The sequence below is a fragment of the Desulfoluna sp. CYM3A genome (assembly GCF_056829965.1).
This window is the reverse complement of the sequence record NZ_CP186556.1, coordinates 1470434-1487393: the sequence shown is the minus strand read 5'-3', so window position 1 is coordinate 1487393 and position 16960 is coordinate 1470434. Positions and strand designations below refer to the sequence as shown.

Sequence of the window (16960 nt, the reverse complement as noted above, 5' to 3'; positions counted from 1 at the left end):
CATGTTGCTCTCCTTGCCCTGTATCAGGATCCGGTGCTGATGGCCACGGATGCCGTGGTACCGGGAATAACCCTCAAGCCCTTGATTGTTGATGAAAAAGTTATCTCCACGGGCACCCTCTGGGCCAGGCGAACCCAGTCAAATACAGCAGGAAGGCTGGGAACGAGTCCTGCTGAGGCAGAAAATTCACTTGGTGAGATGGCACAGCCAATGCTCTTGACCTGGCCCTTTAACGGGGTATCGGGCATGGTCATTAGAGACACCGTGACAGGACTCCCCATGCGGATGGATTCCAGCTGGGTTTCTTTAAATGCTGCCATCACATGGATACTCTGGTCATCCACAACCGCCATCACAGGCTGACCTGTCACCGCGTAGTCCCCGGGGTTGATCCTTACGTTGACAACATGCCCGTTCACCGGAGAGCTTACTTCTGTATAGGAGAGGTCTAATTCCGCCCTCTCAAGGCGAAGGCGGGCGCTTTCGATGAGCACGTTGTCCTCCCCTGTGGCCCCAAGCCGCATTTTTGCTTCCTTCAGTGCGGCCCGTGAGGCTTCAAGTGCAGAGGCCGATTCGTCAAAGGCCATCACCGCATCATCCAGGCTCTTCTGACTGATGCTGTTATGCTTCAAGAGAAACGCGTACCGCTCCTTGTTTCGTTTGGTATTAACGTATGTTGCCTCGGCCGATTTAACTCGGGCCGTGGCAATGTCCACTGTGGCCCTCAGGGTTGCCACCTCCTGCCGTGCCTTCCGAAGGGCGGACGCAGCACTGTCCCGGGCCAGGATATATGGCCTTGCGTCAATTCGAAAAAGGACGTCTCCTTTGCGGACCTCTGCGTTGTCGGTAACCTTTACGTCAGAAATCTTGCCGTTGACCTGGGGCGCCAGGGCTACGATATCTGCTTCCACAAGACCATGGCGGGTCCATGGTCGAAGCTCATATCTGCGGTACGCCGTCAGCATAAGAAGCCCTGAGATAAGAACCAGTCCACCGGTTGCGAGCAGCCGATGAAGGCTGTTTTTTTGTAACTTCATGCACTCTCTCCTTACGGTGTTGTGGTGATAAGGGTCAACAAAGCGCTGTATCCTGCTGCCAGGGCTGTTACCACAAGCATCGGATGCCAGAACCGCTGCATCAGGTTGCATGCCTCTAAGACACGGCGTGTTACCATCGCCCCGGCAAGACCACCGGTGACAATGGGAAGTAGCGGAGGAAAGTAAAGGCCGCAAAAGGGGATCTCCATGAATGAAACGGGCATGGTTTAAACTCCACATATGGGTTCAGGTGCCTTGCAAGGCACTGGGTTTTCATTGTAACACCACGAAAAAGGGGCATAACATGCCCCGGCAGTTCAAAGCAGGAAGGGCATTGACAATGCCCTTCCTGCTTGAGCTGGAGATTTACCCTCCAAAAGGGTGTTCGGGCCTTTCGAAGTCAATGGGCGGCACCTGAATGACGGTTGCAGCCAAAGAGTGGCGCTCTTGTGTTGAACCACCTGTAATCGATCTGTGTTGTGCTCTTCATCCAGGCCCTTCACCAACCAGTCCCGAAGACATAATGCATGATAAAGGGCCATTAGATCAGTGCTCACGCATTGCCTTCAGGGTCGCTTAAACATCACGGAGAACCTAATTAGACGACTGATAATTAGATGTCAAATTATTTTTCAAAACATATTCCAAGCCTGGGAAAAGCAGCAGGTCGACTTGAGAAAGCTGCGAACAACACAGAACGTGTCAAGGGATTACAAGACCGGATAGGACGGATGTTGGGTAATCGTTTATTCGTCGGAGGATTTGGTCAGAGGGCGGGGTACAGGCTTTTTATAATTGTTGTCATTTCGTGTGTCCTTAGCTGTTGCCCCATCAATGAAAGGAACACCAAAACGCTTGCAAAACACTCCAAAAGGGGCTGTTGCTTCCACCACACGCATATCATCAAGAATAGAACGCAAGAAAAACGATAGATCCATACGTGGACAGCGCTTCCATGAGCATGAAGGAGTGAACCTCGCAGACAATCGGTGCTAAAGAAACACAGGGAAATATACACCCGAGTTACCTTGTGTTGCTGTGCCCTTTTTCACCCAAGGTGTATAACACGCCCATGTCGAACCAGATCCCTTTGTCTGTAGCCAGTTCGGCCGTTTCAGCCATGTGCTCTTTTTTAAATTGTAAAAAATCTTTTTCGGAAAGTTGACTTACCAATCCGCGAAAGCCCCCGTTCCATATGATGTACCACCAATCCGAGGCATCTCTTAAATAATACCCACACCCTTTCTGCTCACAGTGTATATTTTGCAATCCTGCGGCCTTAAAAAGAGTGATGCATTGTTTTTTAGTTGAAACGCCTTTCCAGGCCATGCTTGATACTTCAATGCCGTACTTTGCAAGACGATTGAGAAATACATTTACAAGAGGTGTAAAGGCATTATCCGAAAATGTTGTTATAAGCACCGCACCTCCGGGTTTAACTTTACTGGCTATATGGATCAGCTGTTTTGCCATGTCCTGAACAAAAAAAATACTGAAAGAACTCACCGCAACATCGAAATGATTATCCTTGTAATCAATCGCCTGCATATCCATTTCAACAAATGTAACATTCGGTATCCCCAGTTTATTTTTGTTTTCCATGGCCTGTGCGAGCATACCTTCTGAAAAATCTATGCCCGTCACATGTCCATCCGGCAAATCCTTGGCAAGGGCAAACGCAACATACCCAGTGCCCGTGGCCACATCAATGACATGCTCATCTCCCCTCATATTCAATAAAGAGGAGACTTCATCAGGGGCCTCAGAAAAAAACCGCATTGCCGAATGCCCATACCCAGCAGAAATAGCATTAAACGTGTTCTTGTAAGCCTCTTTCAATCCGGGGTTCTCCATCATGAGATCTCCTCGTATCATTAAGGCACAACGTAACCTTAAGGGCACAACAGCAGGTTCTATTGCCGAATATATGATTACCTTTCAGAGAGAGTCCACGGTTTAGTAAAGTAGGTTTCACGAACGTCAAGAGCCTTTGATTTAGCCCAGTTTTCCAACCCCATCCTGTTTATCAGGCACAAATTAAAGACCTTCATATTGTGCGGTAACTCAGCAGCCCTGTCAGCATAAGGGTGCAAATTGTCGCACGGAAATTCGTCACAATCTCCACAAAAATCAACTTCCCTGGTTTTAGAGCATTCATATGCGGCACAGCGATGTGAATCACCGAAGATATGCTTTTGCAATGGTATCTTGCCATCGTGATGTCGACATCCTTTGCACAGCATGATCTCAACAGGCACATTGTATTCTTCGGACATTTTTTCTACAGCGGCTCTTACCTCCTCGTTTTCGCGGGCTAAATAGAAATGGCAATTAAAGCAATCGAGCCCACAGGGCGCAGTCATCTGAAAATAGTCCATAAGTGATCCTCCTCATCGGCTTTGGATTCATTTTGGCAGGAAAGATTATAATCCAGCCAATAAAAATAAAGCATCCCCCATTTGGGGGATATGGATAAGATTTATGAGATGAAAAGAGCCTTTCCAGCCCGGCCCTTTTCGACACGACCAGGCGAAAGACGGGCTGATCATCTGAGTGAGCACACACACCTTTTCATGGTGGAGAGATGGACAGTGTGATAGATAAGGGAACTCTTTTTATGATCTACCGCGAGCGCATCGCTTGATATTATAGGTTATATAAACGATACAGCCTGAAAGGAGAGTTTTTTTGAAAGCAGGTAATAAATTCGTTTTTTGTATGATCGTAGCTTTCACCGTAGGTTGCACGAGCCTTCCCAGGAAAAGCCCTTCGAACTGGATTGGTTATACCGAACGCGGCAAAGCCTCTTTTTACGCCATGAAGTACCAATTCAGAAAAACAGCAAGTGGTGAACGGTTCAATCAGTTATCCAAGACAGCCGCCCATAAAAGGCTTCCATTCGGATCAAAGGTCAAAGTAACAAATGTAAAAAACGGCAAAAGCGTTATCGTCAAAATCAATGACAGAGGGCCCTTTGTTAAAGGGCGCATCATTGACTTGTCCCGTTCTGCATTCAGCAATATCGGCAACACCGCTTCGGGTGTGATCAACGTCAGGATCGAAGTGATCGAATAGCCCATGCCCCCCTACCCGACCATCGGGCGGTTCGCCGATTGGTGTCCACTGGGAACTGTCTTTCTATGTGGACTCCTCAAAATCATCTTGGAGCACACAAAAAAGCATTCCCTGAGACACAACTTGGCTCTGCCATATAAACCGACTATTTCAACAAGGCTAACCGCATACGTTCAGGCACTCCTTTGCAGCCCACCGCCTTGAAAACAGTGTGATTATCCGTGTTGTTCAGTAGTTCATGGGTCACAGCGACGTCAAAACCACGAAAATGCCCCCCATGTCATGGACAAGGGGGGCGCAGCACTGCTTCTACGGTGGGGGTTATTATGATGGGATAAAAAGGGGAAAGGAAAGACGGACATGCGCATCGTTTTTCACCGAAAAACCGATGGCGCGTACACGGCTTCCGAAGTGTGTTGTAAAAGGATGGCTTTCCCACCCTCGTGTCCGGAACGAATCCGGTTCGGTTGGAGGGAGAAAACGCTGGGGTTGGCCCTGAGGACTGCGGGCCAAACCCCAACGGTAATCTGATGTCAAGGTGGAACACCTTGCCGACGGAGGCATCGCTTTTATTCTTTTTTATCGTTCCCAGACTGAGCCTGGGAACGAAAGGTATCCTGATATCAGAGAGTGCCCTCTCCCCTGCCCGCCGAAGGCTTGCTTTTTGCTCCACGTTGGCCGTCGAAGGCGTTTCTTGTTGGCTTTATTTACCTAATCCCGCTCCACAGCCGTCATGTCCACGGTTTTCGGGTAGGTTTCATTGCCGAGGGGTTCCAGGGCATCCAGATCCACGGGGGTGGATTCGGGAGTAAGCCAGGAACCCTTCTTTTTCAGGATATCCACGGCTTTGTTCCAAGGATAGGTGATAACCAGGGTGTCACCTGCGCCGTTGACGGAAAGGCTTGAAGGGTAACGGGTCAGCACCTTGCCCCCGAGCCATACCTGGCTCCCCAGGGGCATGGTTTCAAAGGCGGAGAGGATGTACTTGCCGTCGGTGATGTCGGCCATGTCCGTGCCGAGACCGGCCACGGAAGCGATGACCATGTAGCAGGTGTTGCCCACCATGCAGGCGTCGGCGATGCCGTAGAGCTGTAGGGGATCCAGGATGTCTCCCACGGTGCTGCTGAGGTTACCGGCCACCCAGGTGATAAAATCGTCGTAGATAAAATCCACGGTGCTGTGGATAAAGGGATCGGGATCACCGGCCAGGATCTTGCCGACGTTGAGCACGGAGCAGACACCGCCCAGGTTGGTTGTCCCGGGAAGATAGACCCCGGAGGAGGTGATGTAAACCACACTGAAATCCTCTGCAAAGAGGACCTTGACCTTGCCGTGATAGGAGAAGTCTTCATCTTCGTCTCCGGCGATGGGCGGCAGGGGAACGAGGCCTTCGTCGGTTGCCTCAAAGGGATAGATCTTGTCGGACACCCCGATGAGCAGCCTGCCGTTTGAAGAGACGCCGAAGCCGTAGTTGTAATCCCAGTGGTCTGCGTTCATGGTCAGGTCTTCGCCGAGAAATGCGCCGTCAAACCCCAGGGCCCGGATGCGGACGTCCTGAATCTCGTCGCCTTTGACCATGGCATAGAGTTCGTCTCTCACGGGGTTTACCGCCAGTTTCAAGCCGATGCGGTAATAGTCGGCCCAGAACCGCTTCAGGGAAAAGCTTGCCAGACGGGACAGGGATGCTGCGTCGTAAATTTCCACCTCACAGCTGGTAAAGGCAGAGTTGCGCGTGCCCACCAGAAGCTTGGCGCCGTCGCCGGAAAGGACCATGTCCCAGATGTGGCGCACCTGAAGGGTGTGTGTCTCAATGGCCAGCTCCGTTGCGGTTGGAGAGAGAGAGAGAAAAAAAAGTTGGCCGAACGTTGTCGGGGTCGTTGGTGTTGAGAAGAAGGGTCTTGCCCTGGGTGCCCCCAAGGTTGGTGATAACGGCAGTGTCTTCGCGGCATCCTGCAAGGACCGCTGCGGCGAAAAGCAAAAAGGCCATGAACCATGCATGTTTTTTCATCATACCTCCCTGATATGGATAAACAGTCTGTCCGTGGCCACCGATGCAAGGGTGGCATCTTCGATACCCAAGCCGGATATGTCATCAATGGAGAGAAAATCGATCAAAAAAACGGTGCATTCCATGTTGCCTTTTTGACATGCCTGTTTTTTCAGCGTAACCAGCTGTAATACCATCTTATGAACTGATCGTTTTCCCACGGAATATCCGGGCCAAAGGATCCGGCACCTGCCGTGTGGTGAATCCCGGCGACGTCGCTAACGTGTTGCCATTGACCGGCCGGTTTTCCGTCCCGGACGGCATTCCTGCCGAAGCCAAACATCGATACATTTGATTAACGATGTTTACCACAAAACTGACCCGCGGGTACGAATCTCGTTTGGTCTAACACAACTGGTAAACCACTTGATTTTTTATGTATTCACACAACGTCCTTACCTATAGAGAAAAGCCTTACTTGAAAAACAAGCCGGACAAACGTGATGAAAACAGCTTCTGGAGACCGGCAAACAGACCAAAGACCGGGCCAAAAACTGGCGGCAACCGATCAACGGATCTGCCTGTCACTTTTTGTGTTTCAAAGGGGGATTGAAAAAGCGACTCAAAAGGATAAAAGGTGGGGTAAGGGGTTGGAAACGACGACGCCCATGGAAGGTGCATGGGCGTCGTCGGAAACAAAGAGAGTATAAAGAACCTGTCCCCTGTTTCCATTTTAGTCTTCGAGATGATCACGAAGAAACTTATCAATTTGCCTTTTTGACCGTTCAGTACTCTTGTAAGAGTATTTTTGGGCCAATTCCAAAACATCGGGATCGTCTTCAGAGATCATTCTGTTAACCTGAGCTTTCGATTTGTTACGAAACACACCCTTTACCGTTTTATGAATACTTCTGCTCATATAGTACCGGTTTCCATTTATTGATTATTATGTGTTATTGGCACAGAACGCCAAGCTAACCGGTATTTATCGTGGCGCGAGGCAACAATAATATTTCCGAGTCAGGGCCATATTAAGCATTGTTGTTATGAATTTGCTTGGCAGGAGTCCCTACCACAGTAACATCCGACGGAATACTTTTGGTAACAACGGCCCCCGAGCCAATTACGCATCGTTTGCCAACTGTAACTCCTGGCAATATTACGGCGTTACCTCCAATCCAGCAATCATCACCAATTGTTTTCAATTGCAGATTCTAATCCTTCACGTCGTCTAATAGCATCAACAGGATGGGTTGCTGTATAAACTTGCACATTTGGACCAAATAGAACATTTGATCCTATCTCAATTGGCATTACATCCAGTAAAACACAATTGAAATTGAAAAAGACTTTGCGACCAGAATAAATATTGTACCCGTAGTCACAATAAAATGGAGGCTCAATAATTATGTCTGTCGCTGAGTTTGGTAAAAGCGTGTCCAATTACTTCTTCGATATGTAGAATCATTTCCATATTCAGTGTAGTTGAGCCTGTGAATCAATTCACGAGCTTTCTTTCGCTCATCTAAAAGAGTAGTATCAGAAGCATCATATAATTCCCCCTTCAACATTTTATCTTTTTCACTTTTCATCGCTGATACCTAATATTTTGAACTTAACACATGGCCATGCCGACCCAAAAAGCTGATAGGAACGGCCAGCTGATAAAGCAGCGACCAGCTTTGGCATAGCTCCTAAAGTAATTGTTATATTTAGTAATTTCAACACATGTGGAGTATTCTTTTGTGATTTGAGTCACCTGTGAAACTAAGTGTAAAGCGGCCAAACTCTTTTTGAGATTCTACATCTTCTGTAATTTCTATGCGCCGGGCATGTAAAATTGACATAAGCTCTTCAACATCACGAGAACCGTAAAACCGAAATGATCGAGTGTCTGAGCCATCAGAGATGGCTAAAGTAACATCAATTACACCATCTCGAATTGGATTTTTGATCAAAATTTCAGTCGTCTTCCAATATTCATTAAAGATAATATTCATATGATTTTAGCAACATAACGCTTAAATAAACGGCGTCACGAAGCTGCGTAGCGAGAAACGAGGGGAGCAGCGTTGTGACGTCCGAGTTTATTTTATTGTTCTGCGCTCCTAATTTTTATTATGAAACGCTTCTAAATCGTGCCAAAATTTATCAAGGCCTTTTCTATATTCAAGAGCGATATGAAATCTTTTGCCTTGCCAGTTTTTGACCGAAAAAATTCCATTGTTTTGTCAAAATCCTGTTTTGCCCATTCATCTGTGTGGTGAATATATGGAGTATCAGTTACCCAAAACCGAAGATCCGTTGAAGTTATCCTTAATAAAATTGATACAATTTCACTGTATTTAGTCCACAAACCTCTATAAAGACGGCATATATTCCCCCTGGAATATTCTTTTTTTTCTTTTGCCAAGTCAGTAAGTGTGTCAATGTGAACAATCTATAAAGCATGGGTATAAGAAGAAATTAGGTCGTTTGAGCCTTCAAACATACTTCTTATTTTTTGAAGTCGACGATAATAAGGCGGATGAAAATCAGACCTTAATTTTCCGATGAATTGTCTTGCCGACTTCCATGTGCCGTCTGTTTCTTCAGTTTGTTCTATAAATTTTTCAAGATCTTGTTCTACATAGAGAGTAAGATCAACCATTTTTTCATAAAGATCCAGCTCTTTTTTAAAGCGTTCCAAAATGATGCTATTTTTTGTTGATATAGCTTCTTTAATAACATCTAACTCATGCTTACCTTTGATGCCTGTGAATTTACTGAGGTTATCTATCCCCATTTAAGGAGCAACTCATACATAGAATGTTTCCTTATATGGTACGCAGAACGCCGCGCTTCACCCGACGGGTGCGGCAGAGCGAAAAAGTTTGAAATACGCCGCACGTCAAAATGCTACACCGCTTGAAAAGTAGCACTTGCGCCCGGTCGGTGTGGAAGCTTTTGTTCGGTGCTACTTCGAGCACCGGTACTAAAGATGGTCTATACAATAGACTGTATCTTTGATTCTTTTTTATCACAGTCCTTCCAAATACATATGTTATCTGAAGTGCCCCCACGAGACTTAAGAAGAAGCCCTTTTCTCTTCTCTTCAGTAACTTCAGACTGCCAGTTATCAATGCGCTCGATATGAAATGATGGAGGAATAGAACCGTATATTTATCCCATTCATCTCTGCCCCAAAGTTGATTGCAAACTTTCATTCGTAGAGCCGCATCAAATTTGCCGTATCAAGCTCTTTTAATCCGTTTAGAAAACCTTCTGGGGCTTCACTTAGATAAAATGCTTTTGGTATGTGCTTACATTTACAGTTCATATAGGCACCGAACGCCAAAATCACGGGCCGGGCGCTGAAGCACGAAAGCGGCCAGTGAACGAAAATGGTTGAAAAAAGATACCGCTCAAAAAGCGGCGTCGTAAGCCCGGTCCAGTGTATTTGTTTGTTGGGTCATTCTTCTGGTGGCTCAAATTCCTCTTCAACAAACAAACCAGTTTTTGGATCTCTTCCAAATGCCACCGGAGGCGAAAACTCTAAAAACGGAATAATGCCAGGGTCATAATTACATACAGTATTAACGTCATAAATTGCCCAGTTTCCTGCAACATCAGCGTATTCCTGTGTTCATCTCCCGACATGAATGTCCAACCACTATCAGGATATTCTTTATCTGGATCGGGAACTTGCCGATACATATAACCGACTTTTTCCCATCAACGAGTGCTCTATCAGAAGCGATCCGAGCACCGTCACCTTGCTATATCTTTTATTTGATCTGCACTAAGTTTATAATTTTTCATTTTATGGTAAACCCAACGCGTAAATAACCGGCGGCACGAAGTTGCGGAGCGAGGAACGAGCGGAGCAGCTTTGCAACGTCCGAGTTTATTTTATTGTTGGGCACAAAGTTAATCTGATCCTGTCCACGTTGGAAGTTCACTTCCTAATTTCTTTGAGAGTTGCACTGAAATCATCACGAAGTTTGGTTTATTTTTGCACGGACGAAATTAACCGCCTCAACAGGAGTAAATATTTTAACCAAGTCTCTGAGTTTATGACGATTGCCTATAATACCACCTGGTTGTTTTTTAGACCCTCCATCTCCAGTGATAAGGACCGCTGCATATTTTGCAGCTTCACAAACAATCTTAACATCGTTTCGTTGATTGTCGTCTCGTGCACCATTGGGAAATATCGCTGATTCTACCTGTAAATAGATAGAATTAGAAGACTTAGAGGAGATGTTGTTGTGTAAATTTGGTGGTTCGTTTTCGAATTCTTGGAATGTAGTTACCAGCTATGGCCTCACTACGAGCTGTTCCAGATATATTGATTATGATAACTCCGTCATCGAACCACTTTTCGAGCTGATTTACATAAGGAAGTTTCTGCTTTGCATTAATCAAATTTGTATCGATGTGTAAGACAGGAATTTTAAGCAGTCTTGGGTTCATTTGCATATTCATGGCTGCCCTGTTCCTAAAGGTCTGTGATAGTACAACCATCAGCCTTACCATCGATTATTTGCTTACCAAAATTTATAGAGAGTGTAAATTTATCTGTGTATCTGGCTGTGGTATTAACCTCCTGAAAGGAGAATGTCACCATGGCCAAAAAGCAGAGTCGTATAGATGCACTTTTAGATGAGTTGCTCAAAGATGAAGACCCTAAAGAACTATTTAATAAAGATGGACTTCTTGAGGATTTAACCAAACGCCTTGTGGAACGCGCCTTGGAAGGCGAGCTGACCGATCATCTCGGCTACCAGAAGAATGAACGCCAAAAGAGTCGCTCGACAAACGTCCGTAATGGCAATACAAAAAAGACAATTGTAACGAATCGAGGTTCACTTGATATTGAGGTTCCCAGGGATCGAGATGGTGATTTCGAACCTCAGTTAGTCAGAAAGCGCCAAAAAAGGCTTCCAGGGTTTGATGACAAGGTCATTGCACTATATGCTCGCGGAATGACAGTGAGAGAGATCCAGGGCCATCTCAAAGATCTCTATAGTGTTGAAGTATCCCCGACACTGATCAGCAATGTGACCGACAGCGTCATAGATGATGTTCGCCAGTGGCAGTCTTTTTGGTCAGCTTGGATGCAGTTACTACCCATCGTTTACCTGGATGCAATATATCTAAAGATTCGTAAAGGCAGCCATGTTGAAAATCGAGCTGTTTATCTGGCATTGGGTGTAAACCTTGAAGGTAACAAAGAGCTTCTTGGCCTCTGGATTGGAGAGGCTGAGGGTGCAAAATTTTGGCTTGGCATCCTCACTGAGCTTCAAAGCCGAGGGGTAAAAGATATTTTGGTCGCTTGTGTTGACGGCTTAAAGGGCTTTCCTGAAGCCATTGGGAACGTCTTTCCTCAGACGGAAGTCCAGCTCTGTATCGTTCATATGGTGCGTAATTCTTTGAGATACGTTGGTTGGAAAGAGCGAAAGAACGTCGTAAAGAGTTTAAAGGAAATCTACACTGCACCCACAGAAGAAGCTGGTTTGAGAGCTTTGGATCAATTTGAGCAAGAGTGGGGAGAAAGGTTCCCAATTATCGGCCAAATATGGCGTTCTAAAAGGGAAAATATAGCGCCGTTCTTCCGTTACCCAGAACCGATACGTAAAGTCATTTATACGACAAATGCTATCGAATCTTTGAACGCATCATTGAAGAAAATTACAAAGAAACGGGCAGCTTTTCCAGCAGAGGATTCAGTGCGAAAGGTTCTGTATCTGGCGATATTAAAGGCTTCTGAGAAGTGGTCGCGCCCCATCAGGGACTGGGCTGCTGCTCTCAACTATTTTTCGATTGTATTTGAGGGGAGAGTCCCTCTTTGATTTAAACGCCAGATACACAGTTTATTTGACAGACACAATTTATACAGTGGGATACCGCTTCTTCTTCAGTTTTGTATGCATTACCTGCACTGAATTTTTTTTCCGCAACACTGTCGTCTTTATGTTTCGAAATACAGAGGTGTATAGCCCACTCACTTGAAGTTGTTAACTGCATAGGAGTTGGGTGAATAAGGTATCCCTTATATGATATTACTTCCATTCCGTTCTCCTTGTCATAAGAATGCCCAACATCGCGCAAATCACCGGCGGCAAAAGTTGCAGAGCGAAGCGGAGCGGCTTTTGCCGTCCGAGTGCATTTGCATTGTTATGAATAAGCCCGCTTATAAGAACAGACAAATTCTTCAAATATTGAATAAGGAAAATCACCCTCTCTATGTTCTTTGAAACTCTTTTCTGTCATTAAATCACGTATTTTTTCCATTTGTCTTAGGACACAAATACAGAACAATTTTAATTTAACCTCAAAACGGAGAGTTTCTAGCTTAGGTTTGGATACACTGTTAATCTGTGTACATTCCGTGGTTGTAAAGTTTACCTTATGTTGCTGCTCTGGATTACGCTTAATTGACCATAAATACTACACGGGCTCGTCATGCCACTTAAACTCTGTTTCTGTAGCCCCCTCCAACATTGAAGTAAGCGCATTTAGAAGAACCTCAATAGGGTTTTCAAATATGTGTGTTGGCCCCATATAATAAATCGCACCATCGACATAGATATGGCAAACACTCCATCCATGGTTTTCAAAGTAAAAAAAAATCTATGTCATCTGGGTACTTCATTCTCTATCTCTTTTTCATAACGCCACGCATGTGGGGCCGCCGAGCGGAGCGAGGGTACCTGGAGCGCAGCGGAAGGCGGTCCGACACAATGCGTTTGTTGTGTGATTATTTTGTTTTAGAAATACCTATTGAATTCAATCGTCCAGTACTTTATTAGTGAGTTTCAATAGTTCCTCTTGGTTGCTCGAAAGAATATCTATCCATAATTTCTTTGATGCAGTATTGGGTTCATTCTCAAAATTCTTTACATCAATGTACCACTGTTTGGATAGCATGATCGGTGTAAAGAACCAGCCTGCATATGTTTTGACTTTATATGGTAAAGGGCCATCATTACAATCTTTGGTTTTTGTACTTACTATTTCAAACTTATAAATATGGTTTTCTTCGAGTGTCGTAACGTACCCAAAAAAGGTCATGTAGGCCAAAGCCTCATTAAAAAAACCTGATTGATGAGTATAATTGGAATCTGAGTAATTTAAAATATTAAATCCGAGAACTTATCTGAATTATTGAATTGTTTGAATATTCCAGATTCTTGAATCGGTAGACGGAATAATTGATTGTATCTATCTGTGTCTCCGTCACTTGTAGAATCGATCTTAATTGTTAAACGACTTAGATTTGATAGTAATTGTTCACTCTTCCTGATCAGTCACATGAGGTGAGTATTTTGTATAAGCACAGCTACAACATTGCAAAATTAGGATTAGGGCTACAATTTTCTTTCCCACATTTATCATACCAGAGCCCTTAAAAGGGATTCACAATCAGCTATGACACACAACGTAAAGCTAACGGGCGGCGAAAGAGCGGCACAGACCAGAAAGCGAAAGTGTTTGAAAAATAGAACCGCTTGGGACTGGACAGCTGTAGCCCGGGTCCTAGTTAAGCGCCATGTTATGTGCCGCTAAAAACCATGAAACTATCGTTTTTACAATAAAAAACGATGGCCTCATTTATTTGCTCAATCGATGCTTTTGGATTTTGAAATAATACATTGTCAATTACATCTTGTATTAATTCATCACGATATAATAACCACCAGCCTTTATTTACAACTTTTTGAGGAAAAACTTCTTTGTAGTTCTCTTCTTCGATTATTTGAGGATAATCTCCGATAAAAATCAAATCGTCAACTTTTGGGTGTTCTTCATTTTTATTTTCCCAATAAACACAATAACTATCACTTGAATATCGACTCCTTTCCAAGCTTTCTATAGATCTCATATTCAATAATATCGCTTAACTTAATAAATGAATTCAATTCCATAGTATTTATTCCAAGCACATAACGCTTAAATAACCGGCGGCTCAAGCTCGCGGAGCGAGGAACCAGCGGAGCAGCTTTGTGCCGTCCCAGTTAATTTTTTTGTTATGTTTTAATATGATAGTAAGGATTAAATATTTTTTCTGATTTCACATTTTGTTCCGTTGGAATTTTAGATTTGGACTTGAGTTCAACATAAGCTTGCTGGGAAAGTGTGAAACTTACAAGCATCAAGGCCAATAAAGGAAAACTAATCCAGTTCTGATGCAAAGGTATGCTACTTCATTTCGAACTTGTTTAACTAAATTAATATTTTCTTGGCCAACCAACGCTCGAACAGTTGCTAACTTTTTGTCTTGAGTTTTGCTCCTAACACAGTGTCCCATATCCATATTCGGGCATCAACTTAAATGAACCTAGAAATAATACCTCCACAAAGCATATAAATTGAAGAAAAGCTGAGAATATAAGAATAATTGGTTTTAAAAAGTGAACAGGTAGCAACTTTGCTATTGTTGTTGCAGAGACTCCTAAAACTGTTAAACATAAGCTTAGGCCAAGTGTAACTTTCTTGCCCCAATTCCTTGAGCTCTGGGGCTGCTCCGGCTAATCTATTGGCAATTATTGAATAATCAATGTCAAATAATGCGAATGTTTATCTATTGAAGCACAATCAGCTTTAGGTACAATTTTTTGTTCAAATTTCCATATAATAAGGAAATAGGAATTCTTTGATAGAATTTAAACATTTATTTAGCATGTCAAGCAAATCCATCGGATAATAATTTAGCTGATCTTTTCGATTGGTCGTTCATGGCTTGATAGCCAACCCCATTCACCTGTTGGGTTAATTTCGATGAAATAATAAGCATTTTCACATTTAATCAAATCGATTGCGCCATAGACCAACTTTAAATTCTTTAAGTAACAAGATACATTTATTCTGAATATCCAAAGGCAAATCTATATCAATATATTCTAACTCTTCTTTTTTAGTAGGCGCCAATCATCTGAAATGCCTTTTCCATTTGATAGAATTTGAACGGAATAAAAGAATATTGCCTATGACTGTAACTCGTATATCAATTTTCGGTCTAAATAGCTTTGAGAAGTTAGTGGAGCATAGTAAACATTTTGGTCCGTCAAGCCAGATGGATCTATGTGGGATGTGTATGCAAATAGACAATCATTATTCTAGAAGTAGAGTGTTGAGTCATTTAACAATAATTTTCTTGTCGACTATTTTTAATTTTTGAAAGTCGTTACCGATATGGGTATTTGGAATGAATAAAACCAATTCGAGAGGCAACCATTAATTGATATGGTTTTGATTCCGCAGAATAAGTACTTGCAGGCCAATATTATTAATAAAATGATTCATCAAAAACCATTAAGCCACGAAAAATGCACTCCACTGAGACCTTGATAATTGTTTTTCAGCTAAAGTACTTTATTAGGTGAATTTCCAAGAATACTGGTAATGGATACCAAATAGATGCGATTTCTTTGATTTGTATTTCGGTACCTAATCCGCTCATACAAAGCTCTTTTGAAATAGGATCAATATTAATTCTATAGTCAGTTATGTTTTCTTTGTTTAGCCTGAAATAATTAACACCATCTTCTTCAAGTTGCCTAATAACTAAATCTACTGAAAAATCATATATGCTCGTAAGAATTAAACAAAATTTATTCATGACTCCTTTTGGACCTCACCGGTCTCGACATCGCATTTCTTAGTTGCTTGAACACCGACTCTAGAATCATGTCCAATTAAGACTTCATTGTCTCTCATCCAGATACCTCTTTTATGATTGAATTTGCTTCTTTTCGGCATTTCAGGTGTAGTATAGGGTTTTCTTTTTGCAACATCAATTAATACATGACTTGACATGAGATTCTCCTTTTTTAAACATAACGCTATGCTCAGGGGCGTCAAAAAGTGGAGCGAGGAACGAGCGCAGCTTTTTGGCGTCCCTTGAGCGTGTAGTTAGGTTATTTAGTTGATACGATTTAATGTCTTTTCTGGCCCGCTAGCATCGTCACAAAGCTGTTATCGAAAACAAATTTGGGATGTTTTGAAACAATTGTCATTCCCCCAAAAAGTTGAATGCCCCATAATCATCCCCTTTTTCACTCTATTTTTCCTTTATAACGAACAGTATTGCCGCCTAAAGCATTGTTGATATAAAGACTCGAATTTAAATAGAAACACGAAACATAATCTATGCCAGATTTTGTGGGTGTGAAAACTTTAATACACGTTTTTTGTGATAGGTACTTCCCCCAGTGATACCAAATTAATCCTCGGCCAACATAACTTATAAAATCATAAAGTATTTGTGTATCAAATAGTATTGCTTGTCTATTTTGATCGTTAGGATTTGGTGTTGGAATGCATATATGATGGTGTGAAGAAGCTATTTGTCTATGAAGTTTTTTATTATTCATTAGCTGCTTTGGTACATTTTCATTTAATTCTTTTAAAGCGTTATAGTGAGTAGCACCAAAAGGCAAAACGGTTGACAGATATTGTTCTAACTTTGATTTATTATTATTGCACTCGATACAAGCAGGTACTTTTGGTAAATTATGACGATCAGGTAAATTAAAAAATTTATGGGCAAAAATATGATCTGCTGTTGAACAATTCTCTCTGGGCAATAAACACATTTTTTACCTTTATATTTCTTACTATGTCCCAAAACTTGACAATCCTTTAAGAGACCTAACGTTGGTTGTGGGGCCGCCGAGCGGAGCGAGGGCACTGGCGCGGAGCGCCAGCGGTCCCATACCAACGACTTGTTATAACCTTGCTATGTAATTGATGTGAAAGAAAAAACGATTTGACAGTCTGTTGCTTTTATTGCTTCGTTGACAATTTTAGGCCATATTCCAAATCTCAGTGTCATTTCGAATTGAAACAAAGACGTCATAAGCATCCGCTTTGATGT

General features: G+C 43.2%; 19 protein-coding genes and 1 pseudogene. 2 read left to right on the top strand and 18 right to left on the bottom strand.

What is annotated here, in order from left to right:
* Positions 1 to 23: 23 nt before the first annotated feature.
* The 4 genes from ACOYW1_RS07695 to ACOYW1_RS07680 all read right to left on the bottom strand — a co-directional run bounded on the left by ACOYW1_RS07695 (position 24) and on the right by ACOYW1_RS07680 (position 3415).
* A complete protein-coding gene (locus ACOYW1_RS07695) occupies positions 24 to 1037 on the bottom strand; it encodes an HlyD family secretion protein (RefSeq protein ID WP_482422330.1) in 1014 nt (337 codons plus the stop codon).
* An 11-nt stretch (positions 1038 to 1048) separates the two neighbouring features.
* Positions 1049 to 1261, bottom strand: a complete 213-nt coding sequence (locus ACOYW1_RS07690) for a DUF1656 domain-containing protein (protein WP_482416834.1) — start codon at positions 1259 to 1261, stop codon at positions 1049 to 1051.
* 799 nt (positions 1262 to 2060) lie between these two features.
* On the bottom strand, positions 2061 to 2894 hold the full coding sequence (locus ACOYW1_RS07685) for a class I SAM-dependent methyltransferase (RefSeq protein WP_482422329.1): 834 nt from the start codon (positions 2892 to 2894) through the stop codon (positions 2061 to 2063).
* 74 nt (positions 2895 to 2968) lie between these two features.
* A complete protein-coding gene (locus tag ACOYW1_RS07680; RefSeq protein WP_482422328.1) occupies positions 2969 to 3415 on the bottom strand; it encodes a DUF3795 domain-containing protein in 447 nt (148 codons plus the stop codon).
* 310 nt (positions 3416 to 3725) lie between these two features.
* Here ACOYW1_RS07680 and ACOYW1_RS07675 point away from each other — a divergent pair, with 310 nt between their 5' ends.
* Positions 3726 to 4112, top strand: a complete 387-nt coding sequence (locus ACOYW1_RS07675) for a septal ring lytic transglycosylase RlpA family protein (RefSeq protein WP_246317781.1) — start codon at positions 3726 to 3728, stop codon at positions 4110 to 4112.
* Positions 4113 to 4823: 711 nt separating this feature from the next.
* Here the strand turns inward: ACOYW1_RS07675 and ACOYW1_RS07670 are convergent.
* The 8 genes and pseudogenes from ACOYW1_RS07670 to ACOYW1_RS07635 form a co-directional block, all read right to left on the bottom strand.
* The gene (locus ACOYW1_RS07670) at positions 4824 to 5903 is read right to left on the bottom strand and encodes a hypothetical protein (protein WP_482422327.1); all 1080 of its coding nucleotides are present in this window, start codon (positions 5901 to 5903) and stop codon (positions 4824 to 4826) included.
* 16 nt (positions 5904 to 5919) lie between these two features.
* Positions 5920 to 6123, bottom strand: coding sequence for a hypothetical protein (locus ACOYW1_RS07665; RefSeq protein ID WP_482422326.1), 204 nt, complete (start codon positions 6121 to 6123; stop codon positions 5920 to 5922).
* Entirely contained in the window at positions 6120 to 6320 is a 201-nt protein-coding gene (locus ACOYW1_RS07660) for a hypothetical protein (protein ID WP_482422325.1), read from the bottom strand. The genes ACOYW1_RS07665 and ACOYW1_RS07660 overlap by 4 nt, the downstream gene beginning before the upstream one ends.
* An 810-nt stretch (positions 6321 to 7130) precedes the next feature.
* Positions 7131 to 7304 (bottom strand): DapH/DapD/GlmU-related protein, encoded by a 174-nt coding sequence (locus ACOYW1_RS07655; protein ID WP_482422324.1) that lies wholly within the window; start codon positions 7302 to 7304, stop codon positions 7131 to 7133.
* Between the two features lie 201 nt (positions 7305 to 7505).
* Entirely contained in the window at positions 7506 to 7670 is a 165-nt protein-coding gene (locus tag ACOYW1_RS07650) for a maltose acetyltransferase domain-containing protein (RefSeq protein ID WP_482423684.1), read from the bottom strand.
* A 150-nt stretch (positions 7671 to 7820) separates the two neighbouring features.
* Positions 7821 to 8099, bottom strand: coding sequence for a hypothetical protein (locus ACOYW1_RS07645; RefSeq protein ID WP_482422323.1), 279 nt, complete (start codon positions 8097 to 8099; stop codon positions 7821 to 7823).
* Positions 8100 to 8539: 440 nt separating this feature from the next.
* Positions 8540 to 8884, bottom strand: coding sequence for a hypothetical protein (locus tag ACOYW1_RS07640; RefSeq protein ID WP_482422322.1), 345 nt, complete (start codon positions 8882 to 8884; stop codon positions 8540 to 8542).
* Between the two features lie 666 nt (positions 8885 to 9550).
* Positions 9551 to 9798, bottom strand: a pseudogene (locus ACOYW1_RS07635) (immunity protein Imm33 domain-containing protein); the annotation flags it as partial.
* 908 nt (positions 9799 to 10706) lie between these two features.
* On the opposite strand from ACOYW1_RS07635, the gene ACOYW1_RS07630 reads away from it, so the two are divergent.
* Positions 10707 to 11933 carry an IS256 family transposase gene (locus ACOYW1_RS07630; RefSeq protein ID WP_482422321.1) on the top strand — a complete coding sequence of 409 codons (1227 nt, stop codon included), beginning with the start codon at positions 10707 to 10709 and terminating at the stop codon, positions 11931 to 11933.
* Between the two features lies 1 nt (position 11934).
* On the opposite strand, the gene ACOYW1_RS07625 is transcribed toward ACOYW1_RS07630, so the two are convergent.
* The 6 genes from ACOYW1_RS07625 to ACOYW1_RS07600 form a co-directional block, all read right to left on the bottom strand.
* Positions 11935 to 12153, bottom strand: a complete 219-nt coding sequence (locus ACOYW1_RS07625) for a CV_2116 domain-containing protein (protein ID WP_482422320.1) — start codon at positions 12151 to 12153, stop codon at positions 11935 to 11937.
* A 717-nt stretch (positions 12154 to 12870) separates the two neighbouring features.
* A complete protein-coding gene (locus ACOYW1_RS07620) occupies positions 12871 to 13155 on the bottom strand; it encodes a hypothetical protein (protein WP_482422319.1) in 285 nt (94 codons plus the stop codon).
* Between the two features lie 481 nt (positions 13156 to 13636).
* The gene (locus ACOYW1_RS07615) at positions 13637 to 13966 is read right to left on the bottom strand and encodes a DUF7716 domain-containing protein (protein ID WP_482422318.1); all 330 of its coding nucleotides are present in this window, start codon (positions 13964 to 13966) and stop codon (positions 13637 to 13639) included.
* A 1476-nt stretch (positions 13967 to 15442) separates the two neighbouring features.
* Positions 15443 to 15703 (bottom strand): hypothetical protein, encoded by a 261-nt coding sequence (locus tag ACOYW1_RS07610; protein WP_482422317.1) that lies wholly within the window; start codon positions 15701 to 15703, stop codon positions 15443 to 15445.
* Entirely contained in the window at positions 15700 to 15900 is a 201-nt protein-coding gene (locus tag ACOYW1_RS07605) for a hypothetical protein (RefSeq protein ID WP_482422316.1), read from the bottom strand. The genes ACOYW1_RS07610 and ACOYW1_RS07605 overlap by 4 nt, the downstream gene beginning before the upstream one ends.
* A 239-nt stretch (positions 15901 to 16139) precedes the next feature.
* Positions 16140 to 16679 (bottom strand): hypothetical protein, encoded by a 540-nt coding sequence (locus ACOYW1_RS07600; protein WP_482422315.1) that lies wholly within the window; start codon positions 16677 to 16679, stop codon positions 16140 to 16142.
* Between the last annotated feature and the right edge of the window lie 281 nt (positions 16680 to 16960).

What these genes read in the sequence shown, in the direction of transcription:
- ACOYW1_RS07630 (WP_482422321.1), top strand. Translation starts at nt 10,707, where the DNA reads ATGGCCAAAAAGCAGAGTCGTATAGATGCACTTTTAGATGAGTTGCTC.
- ACOYW1_RS07650 (WP_482423684.1), bottom strand. Translation starts at nt 7,670, where the DNA reads ATGTTGAAGGGGGAATTATATGATGCTTCTGATACTACTCTTTTAGAT.
- ACOYW1_RS07680 (WP_482422328.1), bottom strand. Translation starts at nt 3,415, where the DNA reads ATGGACTATTTTCAGATGACTGCGCCCTGTGGGCTCGATTGCTTTAAT.
- ACOYW1_RS07690 (WP_482416834.1), bottom strand. Translation starts at nt 1,261, where the DNA reads ATGCCCGTTTCATTCATGGAGATCCCCTTTTGCGGCCTTTACTTTCCT.
- ACOYW1_RS07615 (WP_482422318.1), bottom strand. Translation starts at nt 13,966, where the DNA reads ATGAGATCTATAGAAAGCTTGGAAAGGAGTCGATATTCAAGTGATAGT.
- ACOYW1_RS07640 (WP_482422322.1), bottom strand. Translation starts at nt 8,884, where the DNA reads ATGGGGATAGATAACCTCAGTAAATTCACAGGCATCAAAGGTAAGCAT.
- ACOYW1_RS07625 (WP_482422320.1), bottom strand. Translation starts at nt 12,153, where the DNA reads ATGGAAGTAATATCATATAAGGGATACCTTATTCACCCAACTCCTATG.
- ACOYW1_RS07610 (WP_482422317.1), bottom strand. Translation starts at nt 15,703, where the DNA reads ATGAATAAATTTTGTTTAATTCTTACGAGCATATATGATTTTTCAGTA.
- ACOYW1_RS07665 (WP_482422326.1), bottom strand. Translation starts at nt 6,123, where the DNA reads ATGATGAAAAAACATGCATGGTTCATGGCCTTTTTGCTTTTCGCCGCA.
- ACOYW1_RS07685 (WP_482422329.1), bottom strand. Translation starts at nt 2,894, where the DNA reads ATGATGGAGAACCCCGGATTGAAAGAGGCTTACAAGAACACGTTTAAT.
- ACOYW1_RS07605 (WP_482422316.1), bottom strand. Translation starts at nt 15,900, where the DNA reads ATGTCAAGTCATGTATTAATTGATGTTGCAAAAAGAAAACCCTATACT.
- ACOYW1_RS07645 (WP_482422323.1), bottom strand. Translation starts at nt 8,099, where the DNA reads ATGAATATTATCTTTAATGAATATTGGAAGACGACTGAAATTTTGATC.
- ACOYW1_RS07620 (WP_482422319.1), bottom strand. Translation starts at nt 13,155, where the DNA reads ATGACCTTTTTTGGGTACGTTACGACACTCGAAGAAAACCATATTTAT.
- ACOYW1_RS07600 (WP_482422315.1), bottom strand. Translation starts at nt 16,679, where the DNA reads ATGTGTTTATTGCCCAGAGAGAATTGTTCAACAGCAGATCATATTTTT.
- ACOYW1_RS07695 (WP_482422330.1), bottom strand. Translation starts at nt 1,037, where the DNA reads ATGAAGTTACAAAAAAACAGCCTTCATCGGCTGCTCGCAACCGGTGGA.